We start from the raw sequence: 19,835 nt of genomic DNA on the forward strand, positions 1-19,835 counted from the left end.
ATCGGAGCCTTTTTTCGAGGCGATGGCCTCGAACGAGATTGCGCACGACTTCGTGATCATTTGCAAATGATGCCGGGTAGGCCTGAAACTGTCAATACACGCGGAAGGCGAGGGGCGATCTGAACCAAAAAAAAGCCGGGCCCAAAGAGCCCGGCTTAAGGTATTGGCCACGTGAGGCCGACACAATCACCTTCCAAGAGGGATTACTGAACTCCCGCGCCACTGGAGGAGGGGGACAAATGCGCAACGCGAAGGCTCAGCGTGCAATCAGTATGAGCTTGACCAGCGTCTTGCAGCAACCGCCGAGGCCGCATGTCAGTCATGCGGAAATCAGGACGGCCAGCGCTGCGCCTTGCTGACGACGAAGTCGCGGAACACCTGCACGCGCGCGACCGTCTTCAACTCCTCGGGATAGACAAAATACGTATCGAGCTGGATCGAATCCGACTCGCCGAACAACTGCACGAGTTTGCTTTGTTCCTCGACGAGGTAGTCGGGCAGCGCGGCGATGCCGAGGCCCTGCTGACAGGCGCGCACGAGACCGAGGATGTTGTTCACCCTGAAATAGGCTTCGCGCGGACCGGAGCCGTTGCGCCCGGCTTCCACCAGCCAGTTGCGGTTCTGCAGATGCGGCGCGAAGTTGCCGTCGGCGAGCGTGATGATGCGATGGGAGTCGAGCTCCTCCAGCGTGCGAGGCGTGCCGAAGCGCTTGATGTATTCCGGCGAGCAATAGGCGTGGAATCCCATCGCGAACAGCTTGCGCTGGATGAGATCCGGCTGCGTCGGCTTGCGGGTGCGGATCGCGACGTCCGCCTCGCGCATCGACAGATCGAGCTCCTCGTCGGTGACGATCAGCGAGATGCGGATCTCCGGATAGAGCGCGGTGAACTCGCCGAGCCGCGGGATCAGCCAGTTGATGCCGACGCCGGGCGTGGTGGTGATCTTGAGGTCGCCGCTCGGCCGCTCGCGGCTGTCGGTGAGTTTCGCGCGCGCCGCCTGGAGCTGCATGAACACATCATGCGCGGTGCGGAACAACAGGTCGCCCTGTTCGGTGAGGATCAGGCCGCGGGCGTGGCGGTGGAACAGCGAGACCGAAAGCTCCTGCTCCAGCGCCGAGACCTGGCGCGATACCGCCGATTGCGACAGGCCGAGCTGCTCGCCCGCATGCGTGAAGCTGCCAGCTTCCGCCGCTGCGTGAAACACCTTCAGCTTGTCCCAGTCCATATCCGTGAATCCGTCGCGTGTTCGAGGCATGATCTTTATTCCGCTGCCGCGCGCTCGCTGGCGCGCAGGGCCAAGAAACGTTCGGCCTCGAGCGCTGCCATGCAGCCGAGGCCTGCGGCCGTCACGGCCTGGCGATAGATCTCGTCGGCGACGTCGCCGGCGGCAAACAGGCCGGGCACCGAGGTGGCGGTCGAGTTCGGGGCGACCTCGACATAGCCCGAGGGTTTCAGCTTGATCTGGTCTTTGACGAGTTCGGTCGCCGGCGCATGGCCGATGGCGATGAAGACGCCGTCGGTCTTCACGTCCGTAAGTGCGCCGGTCTTGACGTTCTTAAGGCGGATATGGGTGACCTTGTTCGGGTTCTCGGTGCCGCAGATCTCGTCGACCGCCGAGTCCCAGATCACCTTGATCTTCGGGTGCTTGAACAGCCGCTCCTGCAGGATGCGCTCGGCGCGCAAGTGATCGCGGCGATGCACGATGGTGACCTGCGAGGCATGGTTGGTGAGGTACAAGGCTTCCTCGACCGCGGTATTGCCGCCGCCGACCACAACGACCTCCTTGTTGCGGTAAAAGAAGCCGTCGCAGGTGGCGCAGGCCGACACGCCGCCGCCCTGGAACTTCGCCTCGGACGGCAACCCGAGCCAGCGCGCTTGCGCGCCAGTCGCGAGGATCACGGTGTCGGCGAGATAGACATCGCCGGAGTCGCAGGTGAGGCGGAACGGCCGCTGCGAAGTCTCCAGTTTGGTGACGAGGTCGGAGACGATCTTGGTGCCGACATGGACCGCCTGCTTCTCCATCTGCTCCATCAGCCAGGGGCCCTGGATCACGTCGGCGAAGCCCGGATAGTTCTCGACGTCGGTGGTGATGGTGAGCTGGCCGCCGGCCTGGATGCCCTGGATCAGGATCGGCTCCAACATGGCCCGCGCGGCGTAGATCGCCGCGGTGTAGCCGGCCGGGCCGGAGCCGACAATGACGACCTTTGCATGAACAGGAGCGGACATTTCGACGGACGCCTTTCACGGGGGATCTGCAGCGCGGGCGCGGAACGTGCCGGGAGGCCTCGCGCAGGCGCTGAAATATCAGAGCCAATCTAAGCCTTCTGGTGAGCTATGCAAGAATTGCATTCCCTCTCGGCGGATTTTCCAACAGGGAACAAAACTTGGTTGCGGTGCGCGCAATAAAATTGCGCTAACGTTGCGGACTGGCTATGAGCATTGCGAAAGCCCAACCAATACCGCCGCAAAGGCCAGGAGTTCCAATCACGTGTCGCGGAACCTAGACGAGATCGACCTGAAAATTCTCACCGAGATCCAGGCCGACGGTCGAATCACGAATGTCGAGCTGGCCAAGCGCGTCGGCATCTCGCCGCCGCCCTGCCTGCGCCGCGTTCGGGCGCTGGAGGAAGAGGGCTACATCCATGGCTATCGGGGTCTGTTGGACGCGCGCAAGCTCGGCTTCGACGTCACCGTGTTCGCCGCGGTGCACCTGTCCAGCCAGGCCGAGGCGGATTTACGCGCGTTCGAGGAGTTCGTCCGCGCCGAGCCTTTGGTGCGGGAATGCTGGATGCTCTCGGGCGAGGTCGATTTCATCCTCAAATGCGTCGCCCCCGATATGGCGACCTTCCAGGATTTCGTCACCCACCTCACCGCCGCGCCCCATGTGCGCAACGTGCGGACATCGCTGGTGCTGCATAACTCGAAGTATGAAGCCGCCGTGCCGCTGGATGTGAAGGGGCGGCGGTAGATTCGCTCTCTCGTGCTCGGATGCTGCGCAGCGCCCCGCGTTGCAGCGTCCGGGACACGAGACTGCGCGGGTGCTCGCGGCATCAACTCCGCATTTGCGAGTGGTGAGAGTGCGATTCATTCTGGGCACCGAGCAACACCCAAAAACAGAAAGGCCGCGCGTTGCGCGGCCTTTCAACGTCAGTGCGTGCAGTAGCAAATCCTTACCGCCACTCCACCTTGGTGATCTCATAGGCCTTGGCGCCGCCGGGTGCATTGACCTCGACGGTCGAGCCCTTCTTCTTGCCGATCAGCGCGCGGGCGAGCGGCGAGGTGATGGAGATGCGGCCCTTCTTGGCGTCGGCCTCGACCTCGCCGACGATCTGCCACACCGTCTTCTTCTCAGTGTCCTCGTCGACCAAGGTCACGGTGGCGCCGAACTTGATGGTGTCGCCGGACAGTTTCGAGATGTCGATGATGTCGGCGCGCGCGAGCTTGTCCTCGAGCTCGGCGATGCGGCCTTCATTGTGGGACTGCTCTTCCTTCGCGGCATGATATTCCGCGTTCTCCGACAGGTCTCCGTGCGAGCGCGCCTCGGCGATATGCTCGATGATCCGCGGACGATCTTCCGACTGGCGCTTCTTCAATTCTTCCCCGAGCGCGACAAAGCCGGCTTGGGTCATCGGAACCTTTTCCATCTCTTCTCTCGTCCTTCAGCTGCGCGCCCCACCAAGACGGAGGGCGCAACAACCTTGATTCGTCGGTAGTCCCCGGGGCTGAACATGGGCCCACCGGGATGTTAATGTGGGTCTGGCGCCGGAACAGAACCACCACCTGGCCGGATCAGTTCCTCCGGCCATTGTGGCTTCATTGCCAATCACTTACCGGAAGCGTCGCCGCCGCTAGCGATCAGGTATCCGAAAAGTAGCTCTGCAGGGTACGAACCTCAAGGTCCCCACCCAAATAGGCGCGGATGCCCTGCGCGGCCGCCACGGCCCCGGAAAGAGTGGTGTAATATGGCACTTTATGCAAGAGGGCCGCGCGCCGCAGCGATCGGCTGTCGGCCAGCGCCTGCGGGCCTTCGGTGGTGTTGAAGACAAGCTGGACGTCGCCATTGGTGATGGCGTCGACGATGTGCGGCCGGCCCTCCAGCACCTTGTTCACCTTCTCGGTCGGGATGCCCTGATCGGTCAGGAAGCGCTGGGTGCCCGACGTCGCCAGCACCTTGAAGCCGAGCGCATGCAGTTCGCGAACTGCTTCGGCGATACGCGTCTTGTCGCTTTCGCGCACCGAGACGAACACTGTGCCCTTGCGCGGCACCCGCGTGCCGCCACCGAGCTGGCTCTTGGCAAACGCCACCGCGAACGAGCGGTCTATGCCCATGACCTCGCCGGTCGAGCGCATCTCGGGGCCGAGCACCGTGTCGACGCCGGGGAAGCGCGCGAACGGGAAGACCGATTCCTTGACGCCGACGTGCTTGAGCTCCGCCTTCATCAATTTGAAGTCGGCGAGCTTCTCGCCGGCCATGACGCGCGCGGCGATCTTCGCGACCGGCGTGCCGACCACCTTGGCGACGAAGGGTACCGTGCGCGAGGCGCGCGGATTGACCTCGAGCACGTAGATCTCGCCGTCCTTGATGGCATATTGCACGTTCATCAGGCCGACCACGTCGAGGCCGAGCGCGAGCTCGCGGGTCTGCCGCTCCAGCTCCCCGATCATCTCAGGCTCAAGCGAGTGCGGCGGCAGTGAGCAGGCGCTATCGCCGGAATGGATGCCGGCTTCCTCGATGTGCTCCATGATGCCGACGATGAAGGTGTCCTTGCCGTCGCAGAGGCAGTCGACGTCGATCTCGGTGGCATCAGACAGATAACGGTCGAACAGCAGCGGGTTCTTGCCGAGCACGGTGTTGATCTGCCCGGTCTTGTCGTTCGGGTAGCGCGCCTTGACGTCCGCCGGCACCAGCTCCGGCAGCGTGCCGAGTAGATAATCGCTGAGCTGGTTCTCCTCGCGGATGATCTGCATCGCGCGGCCGCCGAGCACGTAGGAGGGGCGCACCACCAGCGGCAGGCCGAGATCGGTCGCGACCAGGCGCGCCTGCTCGACCGAATAGGCGATGCCGTTCTTCGGCTGCTTCAGCCGCAGCTTGTCGAGCACGCGCTTGAAGCGGTCGCGATCCTCGGCAAGGTCGATGGCATCGGGCGAGGTGCCGAGGATCGGCACTTCGGCAGCCTCCAGCGCCCGTGCCAGCTTCAGCGGAGTCTGGCCGCCGAACTGCACGATCACGCCGTGCAGCGTGCCCTTGCTGCGTTCCTTGGCGATGATCTCCAGCACGTCCTCGCCGGTGAGCGGCTCGAAATAGAGCCGGTCGGCAGTGTCGTAGTCGGTCGACACCGTCTCCGGATTGCAGTTGACCATGATGGATTCGTAGCCGGCGTCGTGCAGCGCGAAGCAGGCGTGGCAGCAGCAATAGTCGAACTCGATGCCCTGGCCGATACGATTGGGCCCGCCGCCGAGAATGATGACCTTCTTCTTGTCGGACGGGCTGCTCTCGTCCGCCGGTGCGCCCGCAAACAGCGACTCGTAGGTCGAGTACATGTAGGCGGTCGGCGAGGCGAACTCGGCCGCGCAGGTGTCGATGCGCTTGTACACCGGGCGAACGCCGAGTGCGTGGCGCTTCGCCGTCACTTCGGCCTCCGTCGTCTGGGCAAGCACCGCGAGCCGTGCATCGGAGAAGCCCATGGCCTTGAGCGTGCGCATGCCGAAGGCGTTGCCGGGCAGGCCGTTCTTCCTGACCTTCTCCTCCATGTCGACGATGCCGCGCATCTCGCCGAGGAACCAGGGGTCGATCTTGCAGGAGTTGAAGATGTCCTCGTTCGACCAGCCGAGCCGCATGGCCTGGGCGACCTGGAGCAGCCGGTTCGGCGTCGGCGTGCCGAGCGCGGCACGGATCGCGTTCTTGTCGTCGTCGCGGCCGAGGCCCTCGATCTCGATCTCGTCGAGGCCGGTCAGTCCGGTCTCGAGTCCGCGCAGCGCCTTCTGCAGGCTCTCCTGGAAGGTGCGGCCGATCGCCATGACTTCGCCGACCGACTTCATCGAGGTCGTCAGCGTGGTCGAGGCGCCCGGGAATTTCTCGAAGGCGAAGCGCGGCACCTTGGTGACGACGTAGTCGATCGTCGGCTCGAACGAGGCCGGCGTGGCGCCGCCGGTGATGTCGTTGGCGATCTCGTCCAGGGTGTAGCCGACCGCGAGCTTGGCGGCGACCTTGGCGATCGGAAAGCCGGTGGCCTTGGACGCCAGCGCGGAGGAACGCGACACGCGCGGATTCATCTCGATGACGACCATGCGGCCGTCCTCCGGGTTGACGCCGAACTGCACGTTGGAGCCGCCGGTCTCCACCCCGATCTCGCGCAGCACCGCCAGCGAGGCGTCGCGCATGATCTGATATTCCTTGTCAGTCAGCGTCAGCGCCGGCGCCACGGTGATGGAATCGCCGGTATGCACCCCCATCGGATCGAGGTTCTCGATCGAGCAGACGATGATGCAATTGTCGTTCTTGTCGCGCACCACCTCCATCTCGTACTCCTTCCAGCCGAGCACCGATTCTTCGATCAGCACTTCGTTGGTCGGAGACGCATCGAGGCCGCGCTCGATGATGTCGAGGAACTCTTCCTTGTTGTAGGCGATGCCGCCGCCGGTGCCGCCCATCGTGAAGGAGGGGCGGATGATCGCGGGCAGGCCGATCTCGGACAGCGCCATCAGCGCCTGGCCGAGAGCGTATTCCTGATAGCGCTTGCGGCGGTCGCTCTCGCCCAGCGTCCACTGCCGGTCGTGTTCTTCGAGGGCCGCACCCGAGAGCTTCTCGCGTTCGGCCTGGCGTTTGTCGCGGAAGGCCTTCTTCAGGGCGGAGGCGTTGGCGAGCCGCGACTTCGGCGTCTCAAGCCCGATCTTGGTCATGGCCTCGCGGAACAGCTGGCGGTCCTCCGCCTTGTCGATCGCGTCCGCGGTGGCGCCGATCATCTCGACGTCAAACTTGTCGAGCGTGCCCTGCAGGCGCAGCGACAGCGCGCAGTTCAGCGCGGTCTGCCCGCCCATCGTCGGCAGCAGCGCGAAGCCACCGGGAATGACGTGACGTTCCTTCTCGATGATCTTGGCGACGATCTCGGGCGTGATCGGCTCGATATAGGTCGCATCGGCCAATTCCGGGTCGGTCATGATGGTGGCCGGGTTGGAATTGACGAGGACGATGCGATAGCCCTCTTCCTTCAGCGTCTTCACCGCCTGGGTGCCCGAATAATCGAACTCGCAGGCCTGGCCGATCACGATGGGACCGGCGCCGATGATCAGGATGGTGGTGATGTCTGTACGTTTGGGCATCAACTCTCGCCGGACTGGAATTTGGGCACAAAAAAAGGGCGCGCTGCTGCGCGTCCCTTTGGCCGAGAGCGCGGTGGTCTCCCTTGCGCGCGGGTGGGTCTTAGACCAGTTTTTGGAGCGGCGAAACCCCGAAACACACCCATCAACCGGCAATTTTGACCGGTTTTGGCCGGGCCTGCCAGCCACGGGCGAGGTGCAGCAGAAGGGCTGCCGAAACGCTCAAGCCGCCGACCCAGCCGAGATCTGCCGGGCTCCAGCCCGCAAGCACGGCGCCGCCCAAGGCGCCACCGATGGCAAAGCCGAGATACATGGCCGAGGCATTGATGGAGAGCGCAACCATCGAGGCCTGCGGGTCGATCCGGATGATGCTCGCGACCTGGGCCGGATAGAACGCCCAGCCCGCGATGCCTTGAAGGAAGATCGGGCCCAGGATCGCATAATGTGCCTGGTCGGGGAGAAACTTCAGCACCAGCGAATGCAGGAAAAGCGCGCTGGCCATGCCGGTCAGGCCCAGCGCCGCCGTGGCGATGGTGCCCAGCCTGTCGGCCAAAAGGCCGCCGAGCATGTTGCCGATCGCGGCGGCGGCGCCGAACACCAGCAAGGCGAGGCTGATTTGTGAAGCGTCGAAGCCAAGGCCGCGCAACGGGACCGCGAAATAGGTGAACACGGTGAAGGCACCGAGCGCCCATAAAATCGTGATCAGAAGCGCAATCAGGACATTGCCGTGACGCGCCACCGCCAGCCGTTCGCCCAGCGAGGCCGTGTTTCGCGGCAGTCCGCGGGGCAGGCCGAGCAGGAGGCCCGCGAGCGCAACGGCGCCGATCAGGGCCACCATGGCAAAGGTTGCGCGCCAGCCGAGCAGGCTGCCGACCAGATTGCCGAGGGGAACGCCGATGACGGTCGCGATCGTAAGCCCCGACGTGACCAGCGCCACCGCGCGGCCGCGTCTTTCAGGGGAGGCGACGGCGACCGATACCGCGAGCGCCGTCGGCATGCACAGTCCGGAACCCAGCGCCATCAGCATCCGCGAGGCCAGCAGCAGCCCGTAGTTGGAGGCCACCATGGCCGCGAGGTTTCCGGCGATGAAGGTCGTCAACGCCAGGGCCAGCACAGTGCGCCGGTCGACGTTGTTCAGCGTCACCGCCAGGATCGGTGAGCCCACGGCGTAGGTGAGAGCGTAGGCTGTAACCAATTGGCCGGCGGCCGGGACCGATATCGTGAGGTCGGAGGCGATCGACGGCAAAAGTCCTGCAATCACAAAGCCTTCCGTGCCGATCGCAAAGGCCGCCAAGGCTAGCCAGAACACGCTCATGGGAGAAATCCTTATGTTCAACGTTTATTGAACTATCGAGCGTGGCGGTTTCGCTGTCAATTGGTTCAAGAACTATTGAACATTAGGGCCAGTTCGCTATGATTCCTCCTCATGAGCCGCACACCTCTCCATCCCACCCGCGAGCAGATCGAGCTGCCGACGGTCCTGGATTGTCTGAGCGATCCGATCCGATTGGCGATCGTCTACCAGCTTGCCCGGCAGGAACGTGTCAGCAGCGAACTGTGCTGCAGCGACTTTTACGCGCTCAGCGGCAAGTCCAACCTCGCTTATCATTTCGCCAAGCTGCGCGAATGCGGCCTGATGCAGACGCGTGTGGCGGGCACCAACCGCTTCATGCGGCTGCGGCGCGAGGATTTGGATGCGCGATTTCCGGGCCTGCTCGATGCCGTGCTCAAATCCGCGGCCAGAGATGCGGAGCGGCTGGAGTTGATCGACACTTGCGATGTGGTCGAAGCAGATTGAGCCGCGGAGAAAGTCCGTCTTCGCTTTCGCTGCGCTCCAGCTACGCCGGACACGCTTCGCCCCTCTGGGTCTTGCGCGGCTGCGCAACGCGTAGCCCCGCAGGGGCAAAGCGTGGAGACCCGGCCTGGATTTGAACCAGGATGTAGAGCGTTGCACCGCCCTCGCGTAGACGCTTCCGCCACCGGGCCGAAATGATCATCGCCGATTGCAGTGCGACAAGCTACAACGGCTAATTGTTATGCTTAACGAACCAGCGGCGGCCGCGCGATGAAGGTCATGCGCCAGCGATTGTGGCCGATATTGGCGTGCGCGCGCTGGACCGCGAATCCGGCCGCCCTCAGCTTGGCGGTGATCTCCTCCTCGCTGTAGCGCTGCAGCCCGATACGTGTGCGCAGGTGACGGTAATCCGACAGCGCGGTGCTGATCAGTCCGATCAACGCGTCCTTCAGGAAGCCGTGGCGCAGGCCGAACCCGAGCAGCGCCATCACGTCCCTGAACATGCCGACGTTGGGCTGGAGGATGTCCCCCAGCACCAGCTTGCCGGAGGGCTTCAGGATGCGGTGGATGTTGAGGAGCGCGGTATCGAGCTCGTCCGGCGCCATGTATTGCGCGACCGAGTTCATCACCACGAGGTCGATCGACTGGTCCTGCATGTTGCGGACGTCGTCGAGCGAGCGGACGCGGATCTTGGTGTTCGGAGCAAACCGCGCGATCAGCCGGCCGCGCACCCCGGGCGCAGGCTCGGCGAGGATCAGCTTGCCGCAGCGAGCGGCCACCTGGCTCGCCGACAGCGCCTCGCCGCAGGCATAGTCCAGCACGGTCGCATCCGGTGAGGAGATGTAGCCGATAATGTCCCGCGCGATGATCTGGAAGTGCAAGTCGCGATGCAGCTTGCTGACGTAGATCGTATGCGTGGAGTCGTAATAATCGATCCAATCGTCCATGATATTCGAGGATCCCGGCCAAACGGTTCCGTTAGAGGAACCGACGCTGTCCGCCTTGCGTTAGGGGTGCGACGGCGCGCCGTCAATGTCCGCGTCCTAACAGGAAGGTCTCCCGTGAGCAAAACCAACAACAAGGTCTCCCCGGATCTCGATACCCCCACCGATCTGTCGCCCGAGGGCGTCAAGAAAGTCTCGGAGGCGCTCAACGTGCTTCTGGCCGATGCCTTCGCGCTCTATCTGAAGACCAAGAATTTCCACTGGCACATCAGCGGGCGGCACTTTCGCGATTACCATCTGCTGCTCGACGAGCAGTCGGACCAGATCTTCGCCACCACGGACCAGCTCGCCGAACGCGTCCGCAAGATCGGCGGCACTACGCTGAAATCGATCGGCCAGGTCGCAAAGCTCCAGACTATCAAGGACAACAACGAGGACTACGTTCCGCCGCGCGAGATGCTGCGCGAACTGATGCAGGACAACAAGCATGTCGCCGCGGCCATGCGCAAGGCGCACGAGGTCTGTGACGACGCCAACGACATCGCCAGTGCCAGCATCCTCGAGAACTTCATCGACGAGACCGAGCGCCGCACCTGGTTCCTGTTCGAAGCCACAAGACAGGAAGGCGGCAACGAGGCGTAAGCAAGGCCCGCTGCGCAGGGTGGGCAAAGGCGCGCTCTTCGCGCGTCGTGCCCACCATTTGCCTGTCGTCAGCGGATCATTGGTGGGCACGCTTCGCTTTGCCCATCCTATGGCACGTCGTTGCGACTACCGCCACAATCGCATCAACGCCCCATCCTTGCCCGTCACAGGATCGGCCGGTGGCAGCGCGACGTTTGGAATGGTCTGTAGTGCTTTCGCGTGGTTCTCCGGCGTCGCCCTGGTGATCTCCATCTTCGCGCCCGGCGGATAGGCGCCGATCACGCAGAAATCGTCGCTCGCCTTGATGCATTGATGCCCTGTGCCGGCAGGCAGGATCGCGACGTCTCCGGCCTTGATCTGGAGCTCCTGGCCGTGGTTGCCGCCGAAGCGGACCTGCGCACTGCCGCGCGCAACGCCGAGCACCTCATGCACCGTCGCGTGATAGTGCAGATAGTCGAAGACGCCATTGCGCCACGTCCGGCCCCAGCCGTTCGCTTCGAACAGATTCTCGACGGTCGCTTCCGGCTGCTCCAGATCGAGCTTCACCGCGCCTTGGTAAACTAGGAACGGACGGATGTTGTTAGGCACGAGCCCGTCATCCTCGAACACGATCGCGAGCGGCTCGGCATTGTCGCGGACGACGGACATGATGGGCTCCGGCTGCAAAACGACAGCGGGACAACATTCTGTCTTGTCACGGTGTTCCTCAGCGGGACTGGTGTCCCGGACGCGCTGCAGCGTGCAATGCTGCCGCGCAGAGCCGGGACCTAAAGCATGATCCGGAAAAGTGCGCCGCGGTTTTCCGAAAAGATCATGCTTAAACAACAACCTAAAGCGAAATGGCGATTGATCCTAATCGCAACGCGCTTTAGAGAGCCGCAAGCATGGGCTCGGTTCAGCAGCGCATCACGCCGCGAAGAGCGGCGCGCTGCACTGCGCGGGGCACGAGAGCGCGTCTTACGCGCTCTTCTTCTGCCGCATCAGGTCGGCGAAGCGCTGGAACAGATAGTGCGAGTCGCGCGGGCCCGGTGAGGCCTCGGGATGGTACTGCACCGAGAACACCGGCCTGCCCTCGAGCTGGATGCCGCAATTGGAGCCGTCGAACAGTGAGATGTGGGTCTGCGTCGCGCCCTTGGGCAGCGTCGTCTCGTCGACGGCAAAGCCGTGGTTCATCGAGGTGATCTCGACCTTGCCGGTGGTCTCGTCCTTGACGGGATGATTGGCGCCATGATGGCCCTGATGCATCTTCTTGGTCTTGGCGCCGACGGCAAGGCCCAGCATCTGGTGGCCGAGACAGATGCCGAAGGTCGGCGTGCCCGACCTGATCACGTCCTTGATGACAGGCACGGCATATTTGCCGGTCGCAGCCGGATCGCCCGGACCATTTGACAGGAACACGCCGTCCGGCTTCATCGCCAGGATGTCCTCGGATGACGTCGTTGCCGGCACGACGGTCACCTTGCAGCCGACGCCGGCGAGCAGGCGCAAAATGTTGCGCTTGATGCCGTAATCGATGGCGACGACGTTGAACTCGGGCTTGTCCTGGCGGCCAAAGCCCTTGTCCCAGATCCAGGGCGTCTCGTCCCAGGTGAAGCGCTGGCCCGAGGTGACCATCGGCACGAGGTCCATGCCCTCGAGGCCCGGCCATTCGCGTGCTTCTTCCTTCAGGCCGTGCAGGTCGAACTCGCCGTTCTTGGCGTGCGCGATCACGGCATTGGGCATGCCCTTGCTGCGGATGAGCGCGGTCAGCGCGCGGGTGTCGATGCCAGAGAGGCCGATAATGCCGCGCGCCTTCAGCCACTGGTCGAGATGCTTGGTGGCCCGGTAGTTCGAGGGATCGGTGATCGCGGTGCGCAGGATCACGCCGCGCGCGCCCGGCGTCGCCGCCATGTTCACCGTCTCGATGTCGTCGTCGTTGGTGCCGACGTTGCCAATATGCGGAAAGGTGAAGGTGATGAGCTGGCCGGCATAGGAGGGATCGGTGAGGATCTCCTCATAGCCGGTCATCGCGGTGTTGAAGCAGACTTCACCGACGGCGTGGCCTTCGGCGCCGAGACCGAAGCCTTCGAGCACCGTGCCGTCGGCAAGCACGAGGAGCGCGGTCGGTTTGTGGTCCGGCCAGGCGGGATCGTTGTCATGTTGTGTCATGAGCGCGTTTCATAGTCCCCGCGAGCGCCGCCGTCAAAGCGGGAGAGGCACGATTCACATGCGTTTTTGCATATTTGACAGGCCGTCTCCGGCACTTAAGCTCGGCCGCACAATTTCCGGCAATTAAGCCGCTTGCGAGGCAATAATGGACCAGACCACCCCGATTCTGCTGGTTCCGGGGCTGGCGTCCTCGGCCCGGATCTACGCCCCGGTGATCCCGGCGCTATGGCGGTTCGGCCCGGTGATGATTGCCAACCATATCCGCGACGACAGCATGGCGGCGATCGCCGCCCGGGTGCTGCGCGAGGCGCCGCCGCGTTTCGCGCTCGCCGGCCATTCCATGGGCGGCTACATCGCGCTCGAGATCATGCGTCAGGCACCCGAGCGGGTTTTGAAGCTCGCGCTGATCAATACCCAGGCGCGGCCCGATACGCTGGAGGCGACCGCGCGCCGCCGTGCCCTGATGGAGCGCGCCAGGCGCGGCGAGCTCCGCGCGGTCCGCGAGGAGAGTTTTCCGGAGCTCGTGCATCCGTCGCGGCGCGGTGATGCCGACATTCTCAAGCTCGTGCATGCGCAGGATGAGGATGTCGGCGTCGAAGGCTATCTGCGGCAGCAGACCGCGATCATCGCACGGGTGGATTCGCGCCCGACACTGTCGGCCATCACCTGCCCGACATTGGTGCTGACGGGCGATGCCGACAACACCATTCCGAATGCGTTCTCGACGGAGATGGCCGAGGCCATCGCCGGCGCAAGGCTCATAGTCATCGCGCGCTGCGGACATCTGCCGCAAGCCGAGCAGCCGGAGGCGACGGCACGGGCGCTGACCGAATGGCTCGGAACCGAGGTTGTCTCAGGGGCGCGAACGGCCTAGATCAGGCGTCGGATATTCTAGGGGAGCACGATCATGCTGCGCGACGACATCAACAATGCGGTCAAGGAGGCCATGAAGGCCAAGAACGAGCGCAAGCTGTCCACGCTGCGCATGGTCAACTCGACCATCAAGAACGCCGACATCGAGGCCCGCGGCAACGGCAAGCCGCCGCTGTCGGACGCCGAGCTGCTCGGCGTCTTTCAAAAGATGATCAAGCAGCGCCAGGAGTCGGTCGAACTCTATGAAAAAGGCGGACGCGCCGAGCTCGCAGCCCAGGAGCGCGAGGAGATCGCGGTGATCTCGGCTTATCTGCCGAAGCAGATGGCCGACGACGAGGTCAAGAACGCTATCGCGGATGCGATCGGCGAGGCGGGCGCGAGCGGCATGAAGGACATGGGCAAGGTGATCGCGGTGCTGAAGACGAAGTACGCGGGCCAGATGGACTTCGGCAAGGCGAGCGGCTTGGTGAAGGCCGCGCTGTCGGGCTAGGCCGTCATTCCGGGGCGACGCTTCGCGCGCCCCGGAACGATAAGAAGGGGAGGCACGATGACCGGCGCCATCAAACCGTTCCGCATCGCCATCAGCGACGACATCCTCACTGACCTCAAATCGCGCCTCGCGCGCACGCGCTGGCCTGAGGCGGAGCTCGTCGACGACTGGAGCCAGGGCGCGCCGCTGCAATGGATCCGGGAGATCTGCACCTACTGGGCTGATGGCTACGACTGGCGTGCGCGCGAAGCAAAACTCAATCGCTTCGAGCAGTTCACCACCGAGATCGACGGGCTCGACATCCACTTCATCCACGCGCGCTCGAAGGAGCCGTCCGCGCTGCCGCTGATCATCACCCATGGCTGGCCGGGCTCGATCGTGGAATTCCAGAAGGTGATCGCGCCGCTGGTCGATCCAGCCGCGCATGGCGGCAATCCAGCCGATGCATTTCATGTGGTTTGTCCCTCGCTGCCGGGCTTCGGCTTCTCTGCCAAGCCCAAGGTGACCGGCTGGGGCGTCGATCGCATTGCCGCGACCTGGGCCAAGCTGATGGACCGGCTCGGTTACGCTCGTTATGGCGCGCAGGGCGGCGACTGGGGCTCGGCGGTAACGACTTCGCTCGGCATGCAGGACGACGAGCATTGCGCCGGCATCCACATCACGCTTGCCTTCAACGCAGCGCCGAAAGTCGAGGGCGAGCCGACGGCGGAGGAGAAGCGGGCGCTCGCCGGCCTCAAGCATTATGTCGACCTCGACTCCGGCTATTCGAAGCAGCAATCGACGCGGCCGCAGACACTCGGCTACGGTCTGACCGATTCACCGAGCGGCCAGGCGGCCTGGATGTTGGAAAAATTCTGGGCCTGGACGGATTGCGGCGGTCATCCCGAGAACATCTTCAGCAGGGACGAACTGCTCGACAACGTCATGCTCTACTGGGTGACGGAGACAGCGACCTCTTCGGCGCGGCTATACTGGGAAAGTTTTGGCAAGCGCCGCACAACGCCGGTCGTCAAGGTGCCGACGGGCGTGGCCGCCTTCCCCAAGGAGATCATCACGCCGGTGCGACGCTGGATGGAGCCGAACTTCCACAACATCACGCATTGGAGCGAGATGGAGAAGGGCGGTCATTTCGCCGCATTCGAGCAGCCGGAGCTGTATGTCGGTGAGGTCAGGAAGTTCTTCCGGACGGTGCGGTAGCTACGCAGTCGGCCGTCATGCCCGGGCTTGTCCCGGGCACCCACGTCCTTAAAGTGACCGCCAGGCAACAAGAACGTGGATGGCCGGGACAAGCCCCGCCATGACGACGCTGCCGGGAAACGACCATGCTTACCGAAGCCAAGACCTACGACGAACTCTACCGCAATTTCCGCTGGGACATCCCGGCGCGCTTCAACATGGCTGACGCGTGCTGCGATCGGCATGCCGACGGCACCGGCCGGCTCGCGCTGGTCTATGTCGACGAGAACGGCGCCATCACTCGCACATCCTTCGACGAGGTTGCGGAGATGTCGCGCCGCTTCGCCAATGTGCTGAGGGCGGATGGGCTTTCCGGCGGCGACCGCGTCGCGGTGTTTCTGTCGCAATCGTTGGAGCTGCCGATCGCGCATATGGCAGCGTTCCGCTCCGGGATGATCTCGATCCCGCTGTTCGCGCTGTTCGGCGAGGACGCGCTGGAATTCCGCCTGTCGAACTCCGAGGCCAAGGCCATCATCACCGACGAGGGCGGCTGGGAGAAGCTTGCGAAGATCTGCGATCGCTTGCCGGAGCTGAAGAACGTCTATGTGGTTGGCGAGCGCACGCCGGCAGGCACGACATCGTTTTGGGATGCGGTGAAGATGGCGTCGCCCGATTTCGCGCGGGTCGACACCTCCGCGAACGATCCCGCGCTGATCATCTATACCTCGGGCACCACGGGCAACCCGAAGGGCGCGCTGCACGCGCACCGCGTGGTGCTCGGCCATCTGCCGAATGTGGAGATGTGTCACAACTTCCTGCCGCGCCCGGGCGATCTCATGTGGACGCCGGCGGATTGGGCCTGGATCGGCGGCCTCGTCAACGGCCTGTTCGCGTTCTGGTATCACGGCATCCCGCTGGTCGGTCACCGCGCGCGAAAATTCGAGCCCCAGGCGGCGATGCAGATGATGGCCGATCTCGACGTCCGCAACGTCTTCCTGCCGCCGACGGCACTGAAGCTGATGCGGCAGGCCGGCGTGAAGCATCCCGGCGTCAAGCTGCGCAGCATCTTCACCGGTGGTGAATCTCTCGGCGGCGAATTGCTGGGCTGGGTGCGCGAGATCTTCGGCATCGACGCGCACGAGGTGTTCGGTCAGACCGAGTGCAATCTCGTGATCGGCAGCAACTCCAATCTGTTTCCGATCCGCCCGGGTTCGATGGGCAAGGCGACGCCGGGCTTCGACGTCCGCATCGTCAACGACAAGGGTGAAGAGCAGAAGCGCGGACACCTCGGCATCATCGGCGTGCGCCAGCCTTGCCCTTGCACGATGATCGAGTACTGGCGCAATCCGGACGCGACGGCGAAGAAATATGCCGGCGAATTCCTGCTCACCGGCGATCTCGGCGTGCAGGACGAGGACGGGTATTTCTGGTATGTCAGCCGCGAGGACGATGTCATCACCACCGCCGGCTATCGCGTCGGCCCGTCCGAGATCGAGCACACGCTGATGAAGCATCCCTCGGTGGCCATGGCGGCGGTGGTCGGCATTCCCGATCCGATCCGCACCGAATCGATCAAGGCCTGGATCGTGCTGCGCCCCGGCTTTACCGGCACCGCACTCGCACGCGAGATCCAGGAGTTCGTCAAGGTGCAGCTCGCCGCGCACGAATATCCGCGCTTCGTCGAATTCGCCGAGACGCTGCCGATGACGGCGACGGGCAAGGTGCTCCGGCGCGAACTGCGGGCGAAGGGCTGAGATCTCAGCGGTGGCAAAGACATCTCGAGCCGCGGGACTTCACCGCGCCGGCCCGATATCGCGATCGGCTCGCTGCTCGAGGTTCTCGGCATTTGCAAGCAAGCCCTCAGCCGGCCGCTCGGTCTGCTGCTGGAGCGCAAGCTGCTGACGTGGAAGCGCTCGCCCGAGCAGCGCCTTCAGCCAGTTCGCCTACAATCTGCCGGTACTGATGCGCGGAGGCCGAGTCGGGGGTGGCTTACTGGCCGGTGCTGAAAGGTCCGATGCTCCGGATCTTCGTCATCGACGCAGGTCTGTTCGCGGCCAATTTCGCCATGGCGCTCCAGCTCGCGATCTAGCGCGATGACTCCGAGAGGGCAGAGCGCAGCATCGCCGCAAGATCGTTTCGCCGGAATGGCTTGGTCAGAATGCGGGCCTCGCCGATCCCGTCGGGTGTCTTGACTGGGTTTTGGCTATAGCCGGACGTGAAGAGCACCTTGAGTGCGGGCCGGAGCTCGGTTGCCTGCCTCGCAAGCTCCGGCCCGAACATGCCGCCGGGCATCACGACGTCTGTGAACAGCAACTGGATGTCCCCGGGCTGACGCAGCACGTTCAGCGCTGCGGGTCCATTCGACGTCGCGATGACCCGGTAGCCCAGCGTCCTGAGCTCGCTCTCGACGTAGGCTCGAACCATGTCGTCGTCTTCGACGAGAAGAATGGTCTCGTGTCCGGCTTGGGCGACGGCCTGCTCCGCCGGGGGCTGAGCCTCGCTCGGCGGTGTTGCCAGACGGGGAAAGAACAGCCTCACGACACTGCCGTGTCCCGGTTCGGACTGCATCTGCACAAGTCCGCCGGACTGTTGTGCAAATCCGTAGACCATACTCAGGCCAAGGCCGGTCCCCTTGCCGACCTCCTTGGTCGTGAAGAACGGCTCGAAGGCGCGGCTCGCCACCTCGGAGCTCATGCCGCTGCCGGTATCCGTCACGGCCACCATGACGTAGTCGCCGGGCCGCGGCTCGCCATTGACGTCGAGATCGGATTCACCGAGCGAGCTGTTACGGACTTCGACAGTCAACTTGCCGCCTTCCGGCATCGCGTCGCGCGCGTTGAGCACGAGGTTGAGTACGGCCGTCGTCAACTGGCCGGGATCGACGCTGGCCTGCCACAGATCCGGCTCGAACGCGAAGCGGCACTCGATGTGCTCGCCCAGGGTCCGACGCAAGAGCTGCTCCATGCCGAGAACCTTCTCGGCGATGTCGATCTCTCGCGGCCGGAGCGGCTGTTTGCGGGCGAAGGCGAGCAGGCTCTTGGTCAGGTCGGAGCCGCGCTCGGCGGCGCTCGCGATGTCGCCGGCGATCCGGTGCAATTCCTTGTTTCCCGCCAGCCTGTCGGCAAGATGCTCCGAGTTGCCGAGAATGACGGTCAACAGATTGTTGAAATCGTGCGCCACGCCGCCGGTGAGCTGGCCCATGGCCTCCATCTTCTGGGATTGGCTGAGCTTGTGGCTGAGGTCTGCGATCGCGGTGCGCTGCTGCTCGAGCGACTCTGCCGTGCTGTTGAGCAGCGTCATCAATCCGCCGAGTTCGCCGCCCGGATGGGGCTCTGGAATGCGCGCGCTGAGATCGCCGCGCCCGAGTCTCTTCGCCATAACGGCGAGCCGCCTGACCTGTCGTCCGATGCTCACCGTCGTGAGGATCCACAGGCCGGCCAGGAGCAGCAGCAAGGCTACCGCGAGAATCGCCATGTCTTCATAGAGCCGGCGGTTTGCCGCCGCGACCAGCCCGTCCTTGGACCGTCCGACGAGGATGTAGAGGCCGGCCTTGCGGATCGAGGGCGCGCGGGCGACGCCCCAGATCTGCGTGCGGCCCGCGCGGTCGGCGATCTCCCGAAATGGCTGGCCATCGGGCGCTGCCGCAAAGCGGAACAGATCGGAGCCCGCAATGGACCCGCCGACGGGCTCGCTCCAGCCGCCGCCCTTGGGGGCGGCCAGGACCGTACCCTTGGCGTCGACGAGCAGGATGTCCTTCTCGGCAAGCAGCCGCTTGTCGTGAAATTCCGCGAATTTGTTCAGGTTGAAGGACGCGAGCAGCACAAACTTCAGCGCGCCCGCCTCTGAACGCACCGGGTAGGCGATCTGGAGCACGGCCAGTCCGGTGAGGCGGCCGAACACCGGTTCCACCGCGACGACGCCGTGAAGACCCTTGACCTCTTTGAAATAGGCGCGGTCGTTCAGGTCGAGCGTGCGGTTGGTCCGCAGCGAGTCGCAAAACAGGCTGCCGTTCGGATCAATGGTCAATATGCCCGTGTACTGCGGGTATTCTTCGCGCACTTCCCACAGAAACGCCGAGCACGCCACCTTGTCGCGCGTGTCGAGGTCGCGGGCACGGGCGAGACCATAGTGAAGCTGGGCGGTGCCTTGGATCTTCTCGCCCAGATCGCTCGCGATATCGTCGGCAGATGCGGCCAGATTGGCCAGCGCCGCGTCGATCTCGCTGGACCTGTTCTGCACGAAGCGCAGCCCGACCAGGATCGCCGGCACCAGCATGGCCGCGATGACGAGGATCAGTAGTCGGGTACGCAGGCTCATCGGTGGGCGGTCCGCTCTGGTCAACGCGCGTGCTGCTTCGAATGGCAAAACTTGCGGATTATCGTCTGCTCAGTCCATAGGAATTCGCTCGAAAATCGCGCAGAAGATTAAAGAATTCGAGCCGCCCCGCGACC

General features: G+C 64.1%; 16 protein-coding genes and 1 tRNA gene. 7 read left to right on the plus strand and 10 right to left on the minus strand.

Features of this window, described 5'->3' with window-relative positions:
* Window positions 1-330: 330 nt before the first annotated feature.
* Both IVB28_RS28350 and trxB read right to left on the minus strand, forming a co-directional pair.
* Complete coding sequence (locus tag IVB28_RS28350; RefSeq protein ID WP_063197141.1) at window positions 331-1,254, minus strand: LysR family transcriptional regulator; 924 nt, start codon at window positions 1,252-1,254, stop codon at window positions 331-333.
* 5 nt (window positions 1,255-1,259) lie between these two features.
* Entirely contained in the window at window positions 1,260-2,225 is a 966-nt protein-coding gene (gene trxB / locus IVB28_RS28355) for a thioredoxin-disulfide reductase (protein WP_247530695.1), read from the minus strand.
* 262 nt (window positions 2,226-2,487) lie between these two features.
* Here trxB and IVB28_RS28360 point away from each other — a divergent pair, with 262 nt between their 5' ends.
* Window positions 2,488-2,967, plus strand: coding sequence for an Lrp/AsnC family transcriptional regulator (locus IVB28_RS28360; RefSeq protein ID WP_027547667.1), 480 nt, complete (start codon window positions 2,488-2,490; stop codon window positions 2,965-2,967).
* Between the two features lie 202 nt (window positions 2,968-3,169).
* Here the strand turns inward: IVB28_RS28360 and greA are convergent, their stop codons facing one another.
* The 3 genes from greA to IVB28_RS28375 all read right to left on the minus strand — a co-directional run bounded on the left by greA (window position 3,170) and on the right by IVB28_RS28375 (window position 8,631).
* Window positions 3,170-3,643, minus strand: coding sequence for a transcription elongation factor GreA (gene greA, locus IVB28_RS28365; protein ID WP_018643807.1), 474 nt, complete (start codon window positions 3,641-3,643; stop codon window positions 3,170-3,172).
* A 211-nt stretch (window positions 3,644-3,854) separates the two neighbouring features.
* Window positions 3,855-7,319, minus strand: a complete 3,465-nt coding sequence (carB, locus tag IVB28_RS28370) for a carbamoyl-phosphate synthase large subunit (RefSeq protein ID WP_247530697.1) — start codon at window positions 7,317-7,319, stop codon at window positions 3,855-3,857.
* Between the two features lie 142 nt (window positions 7,320-7,461).
* The gene (locus IVB28_RS28375; protein ID WP_247530699.1) at window positions 7,462-8,631 is read right to left on the minus strand and encodes an MFS transporter; all 1,170 of its coding nucleotides are present in this window, start codon (window positions 8,629-8,631) and stop codon (window positions 7,462-7,464) included.
* A gap of 111 nt (window positions 8,632-8,742) precedes the next feature.
* Between IVB28_RS28375 and IVB28_RS28380 the strand changes: the two genes are divergently transcribed.
* Window positions 8,743-9,114 carry an ArsR family transcriptional regulator gene (locus IVB28_RS28380; protein WP_247530701.1) on the plus strand — a complete coding sequence of 124 codons (372 nt, stop codon included), beginning with the start codon at window positions 8,743-8,745 and terminating at the stop codon, window positions 9,112-9,114.
* Window positions 9,115-9,226: 112 nt separating this feature from the next.
* On the opposite strand, the gene IVB28_RS28385 is transcribed toward IVB28_RS28380, so the two are convergent.
* Both IVB28_RS28385 and IVB28_RS28390 read right to left on the minus strand, forming a co-directional pair.
* Window positions 9,227-9,302 (minus strand) — tRNA-OTHER (locus IVB28_RS28385).
* A 54-nt stretch (window positions 9,303-9,356) separates the two neighbouring features.
* Window positions 9,357-10,058, minus strand: coding sequence for a class I SAM-dependent methyltransferase (locus tag IVB28_RS28390; RefSeq protein WP_247530703.1), 702 nt, complete (start codon window positions 10,056-10,058; stop codon window positions 9,357-9,359).
* A 114-nt stretch (window positions 10,059-10,172) separates the two neighbouring features.
* On the opposite strand from IVB28_RS28390, the gene IVB28_RS28395 reads away from it, so the two are divergent.
* Window positions 10,173-10,697 carry a DNA starvation/stationary phase protection protein gene (locus IVB28_RS28395; protein ID WP_247530705.1) on the plus strand — a complete coding sequence of 175 codons (525 nt, stop codon included), beginning with the start codon at window positions 10,173-10,175 and terminating at the stop codon, window positions 10,695-10,697.
* Window positions 10,698-10,823: 126 nt separating this feature from the next.
* Here IVB28_RS28395 and IVB28_RS28400 read toward each other — a convergent pair whose 3' ends face one another.
* Window positions 10,824-11,345 carry a cupin domain-containing protein gene (locus tag IVB28_RS28400; protein WP_247530706.1) on the minus strand — a complete coding sequence of 174 codons (522 nt, stop codon included), beginning with the start codon at window positions 11,343-11,345 and terminating at the stop codon, window positions 10,824-10,826.
* Between the two features lie 309 nt (window positions 11,346-11,654).
* Window positions 11,655-12,845, minus strand: a complete 1,191-nt coding sequence (gene carA, locus IVB28_RS28405; protein ID WP_247530708.1) for a glutamine-hydrolyzing carbamoyl-phosphate synthase small subunit — start codon at window positions 12,843-12,845, stop codon at window positions 11,655-11,657.
* A 145-nt stretch (window positions 12,846-12,990) separates the two neighbouring features.
* Between carA and IVB28_RS28410 the strand changes: the two genes are divergently transcribed.
* The 4 genes from IVB28_RS28410 to IVB28_RS28425 all read left to right on the plus strand — a co-directional run bounded on the left by IVB28_RS28410 (window position 12,991) and on the right by IVB28_RS28425 (window position 17,138).
* Window positions 12,991-13,719 carry an alpha/beta hydrolase gene (locus IVB28_RS28410; protein ID WP_247530710.1) on the plus strand — a complete coding sequence of 243 codons (729 nt, stop codon included), beginning with the start codon at window positions 12,991-12,993 and terminating at the stop codon, window positions 13,717-13,719.
* A gap of 33 nt (window positions 13,720-13,752) precedes the next feature.
* A complete protein-coding gene (locus IVB28_RS28415) occupies window positions 13,753-14,208 on the plus strand; it encodes a GatB/YqeY domain-containing protein (RefSeq protein WP_247530712.1) in 456 nt (151 codons plus the stop codon).
* A gap of 57 nt (window positions 14,209-14,265) precedes the next feature.
* A complete protein-coding gene (locus tag IVB28_RS28420; RefSeq protein WP_247530714.1) occupies window positions 14,266-15,405 on the plus strand; it encodes an epoxide hydrolase family protein in 1,140 nt (379 codons plus the stop codon).
* Window positions 15,406-15,530: 125 nt separating this feature from the next.
* Entirely contained in the window at window positions 15,531-17,138 is a 1,608-nt protein-coding gene (locus IVB28_RS28425) for an acyl-CoA synthetase (RefSeq protein WP_247530716.1), read from the plus strand.
* A 331-nt stretch (window positions 17,139-17,469) separates the two neighbouring features.
* Here the strand turns inward: IVB28_RS28425 and IVB28_RS28430 are convergent, their stop codons facing one another.
* On the minus strand, window positions 17,470-19,701 hold the full coding sequence (locus IVB28_RS28430; protein ID WP_247530718.1) for an ATP-binding protein: 2,232 nt from the start codon (window positions 19,699-19,701) through the stop codon (window positions 17,470-17,472).
* Window positions 19,702-19,835 lie beyond the last annotated feature (134 nt).

Origin of the sequence: Bradyrhizobium sp. 199 (assembly GCF_023073355.1) — a bacterium.
Classification (GTDB): Bacteria; Pseudomonadota; Alphaproteobacteria; order Rhizobiales; family Xanthobacteraceae; genus Bradyrhizobium.

What these genes read in the sequence shown, in the direction of transcription:
- IVB28_RS28350 (WP_063197141.1), bottom strand. Translation starts at nt 1,254, where the DNA reads ATGCCTCGAACACGCGACGGATTCACGGATATGGACTGGGACAAGCTG.
- trxB (WP_247530695.1), bottom strand. Translation starts at nt 2,225, where the DNA reads ATGTCCGCTCCTGTTCATGCAAAGGTCGTCATTGTCGGCTCCGGCCCG.
- greA (WP_018643807.1), bottom strand. Translation starts at nt 3,643, where the DNA reads ATGGAAAAGGTTCCGATGACCCAAGCCGGCTTTGTCGCGCTCGGGGAA.
- carB (WP_247530697.1), bottom strand. Translation starts at nt 7,319, where the DNA reads ATGCCCAAACGTACAGACATCACCACCATCCTGATCATCGGCGCCGGT.
- IVB28_RS28375 (WP_247530699.1), bottom strand. Translation starts at nt 8,631, where the DNA reads ATGAGCGTGTTCTGGCTAGCCTTGGCGGCCTTTGCGATCGGCACGGAA.
- IVB28_RS28380 (WP_247530701.1), top strand. Translation starts at nt 8,743, where the DNA reads ATGAGCCGCACACCTCTCCATCCCACCCGCGAGCAGATCGAGCTGCCG.
- IVB28_RS28390 (WP_247530703.1), bottom strand. Translation starts at nt 10,058, where the DNA reads ATGGACGATTGGATCGATTATTACGACTCCACGCATACGATCTACGTC.
- IVB28_RS28400 (WP_247530706.1), bottom strand. Translation starts at nt 11,345, where the DNA reads ATGTCCGTCGTCCGCGACAATGCCGAGCCGCTCGCGATCGTGTTCGAG.
- carA (WP_247530708.1), bottom strand. Translation starts at nt 12,845, where the DNA reads ATGACACAACATGACAACGATCCCGCCTGGCCGGACCACAAACCGACC.
- IVB28_RS28410 (WP_247530710.1), top strand. Translation starts at nt 12,991, where the DNA reads ATGGACCAGACCACCCCGATTCTGCTGGTTCCGGGGCTGGCGTCCTCG.
- IVB28_RS28415 (WP_247530712.1), top strand. Translation starts at nt 13,753, where the DNA reads ATGCTGCGCGACGACATCAACAATGCGGTCAAGGAGGCCATGAAGGCC.
- IVB28_RS28420 (WP_247530714.1), top strand. Translation starts at nt 14,266, where the DNA reads ATGACCGGCGCCATCAAACCGTTCCGCATCGCCATCAGCGACGACATC.
- IVB28_RS28425 (WP_247530716.1), top strand. Translation starts at nt 15,531, where the DNA reads ATGCTTACCGAAGCCAAGACCTACGACGAACTCTACCGCAATTTCCGC.
- IVB28_RS28430 (WP_247530718.1), bottom strand. Translation starts at nt 19,701, where the DNA reads ATGAGCCTGCGTACCCGACTACTGATCCTCGTCATCGCGGCCATGCTG.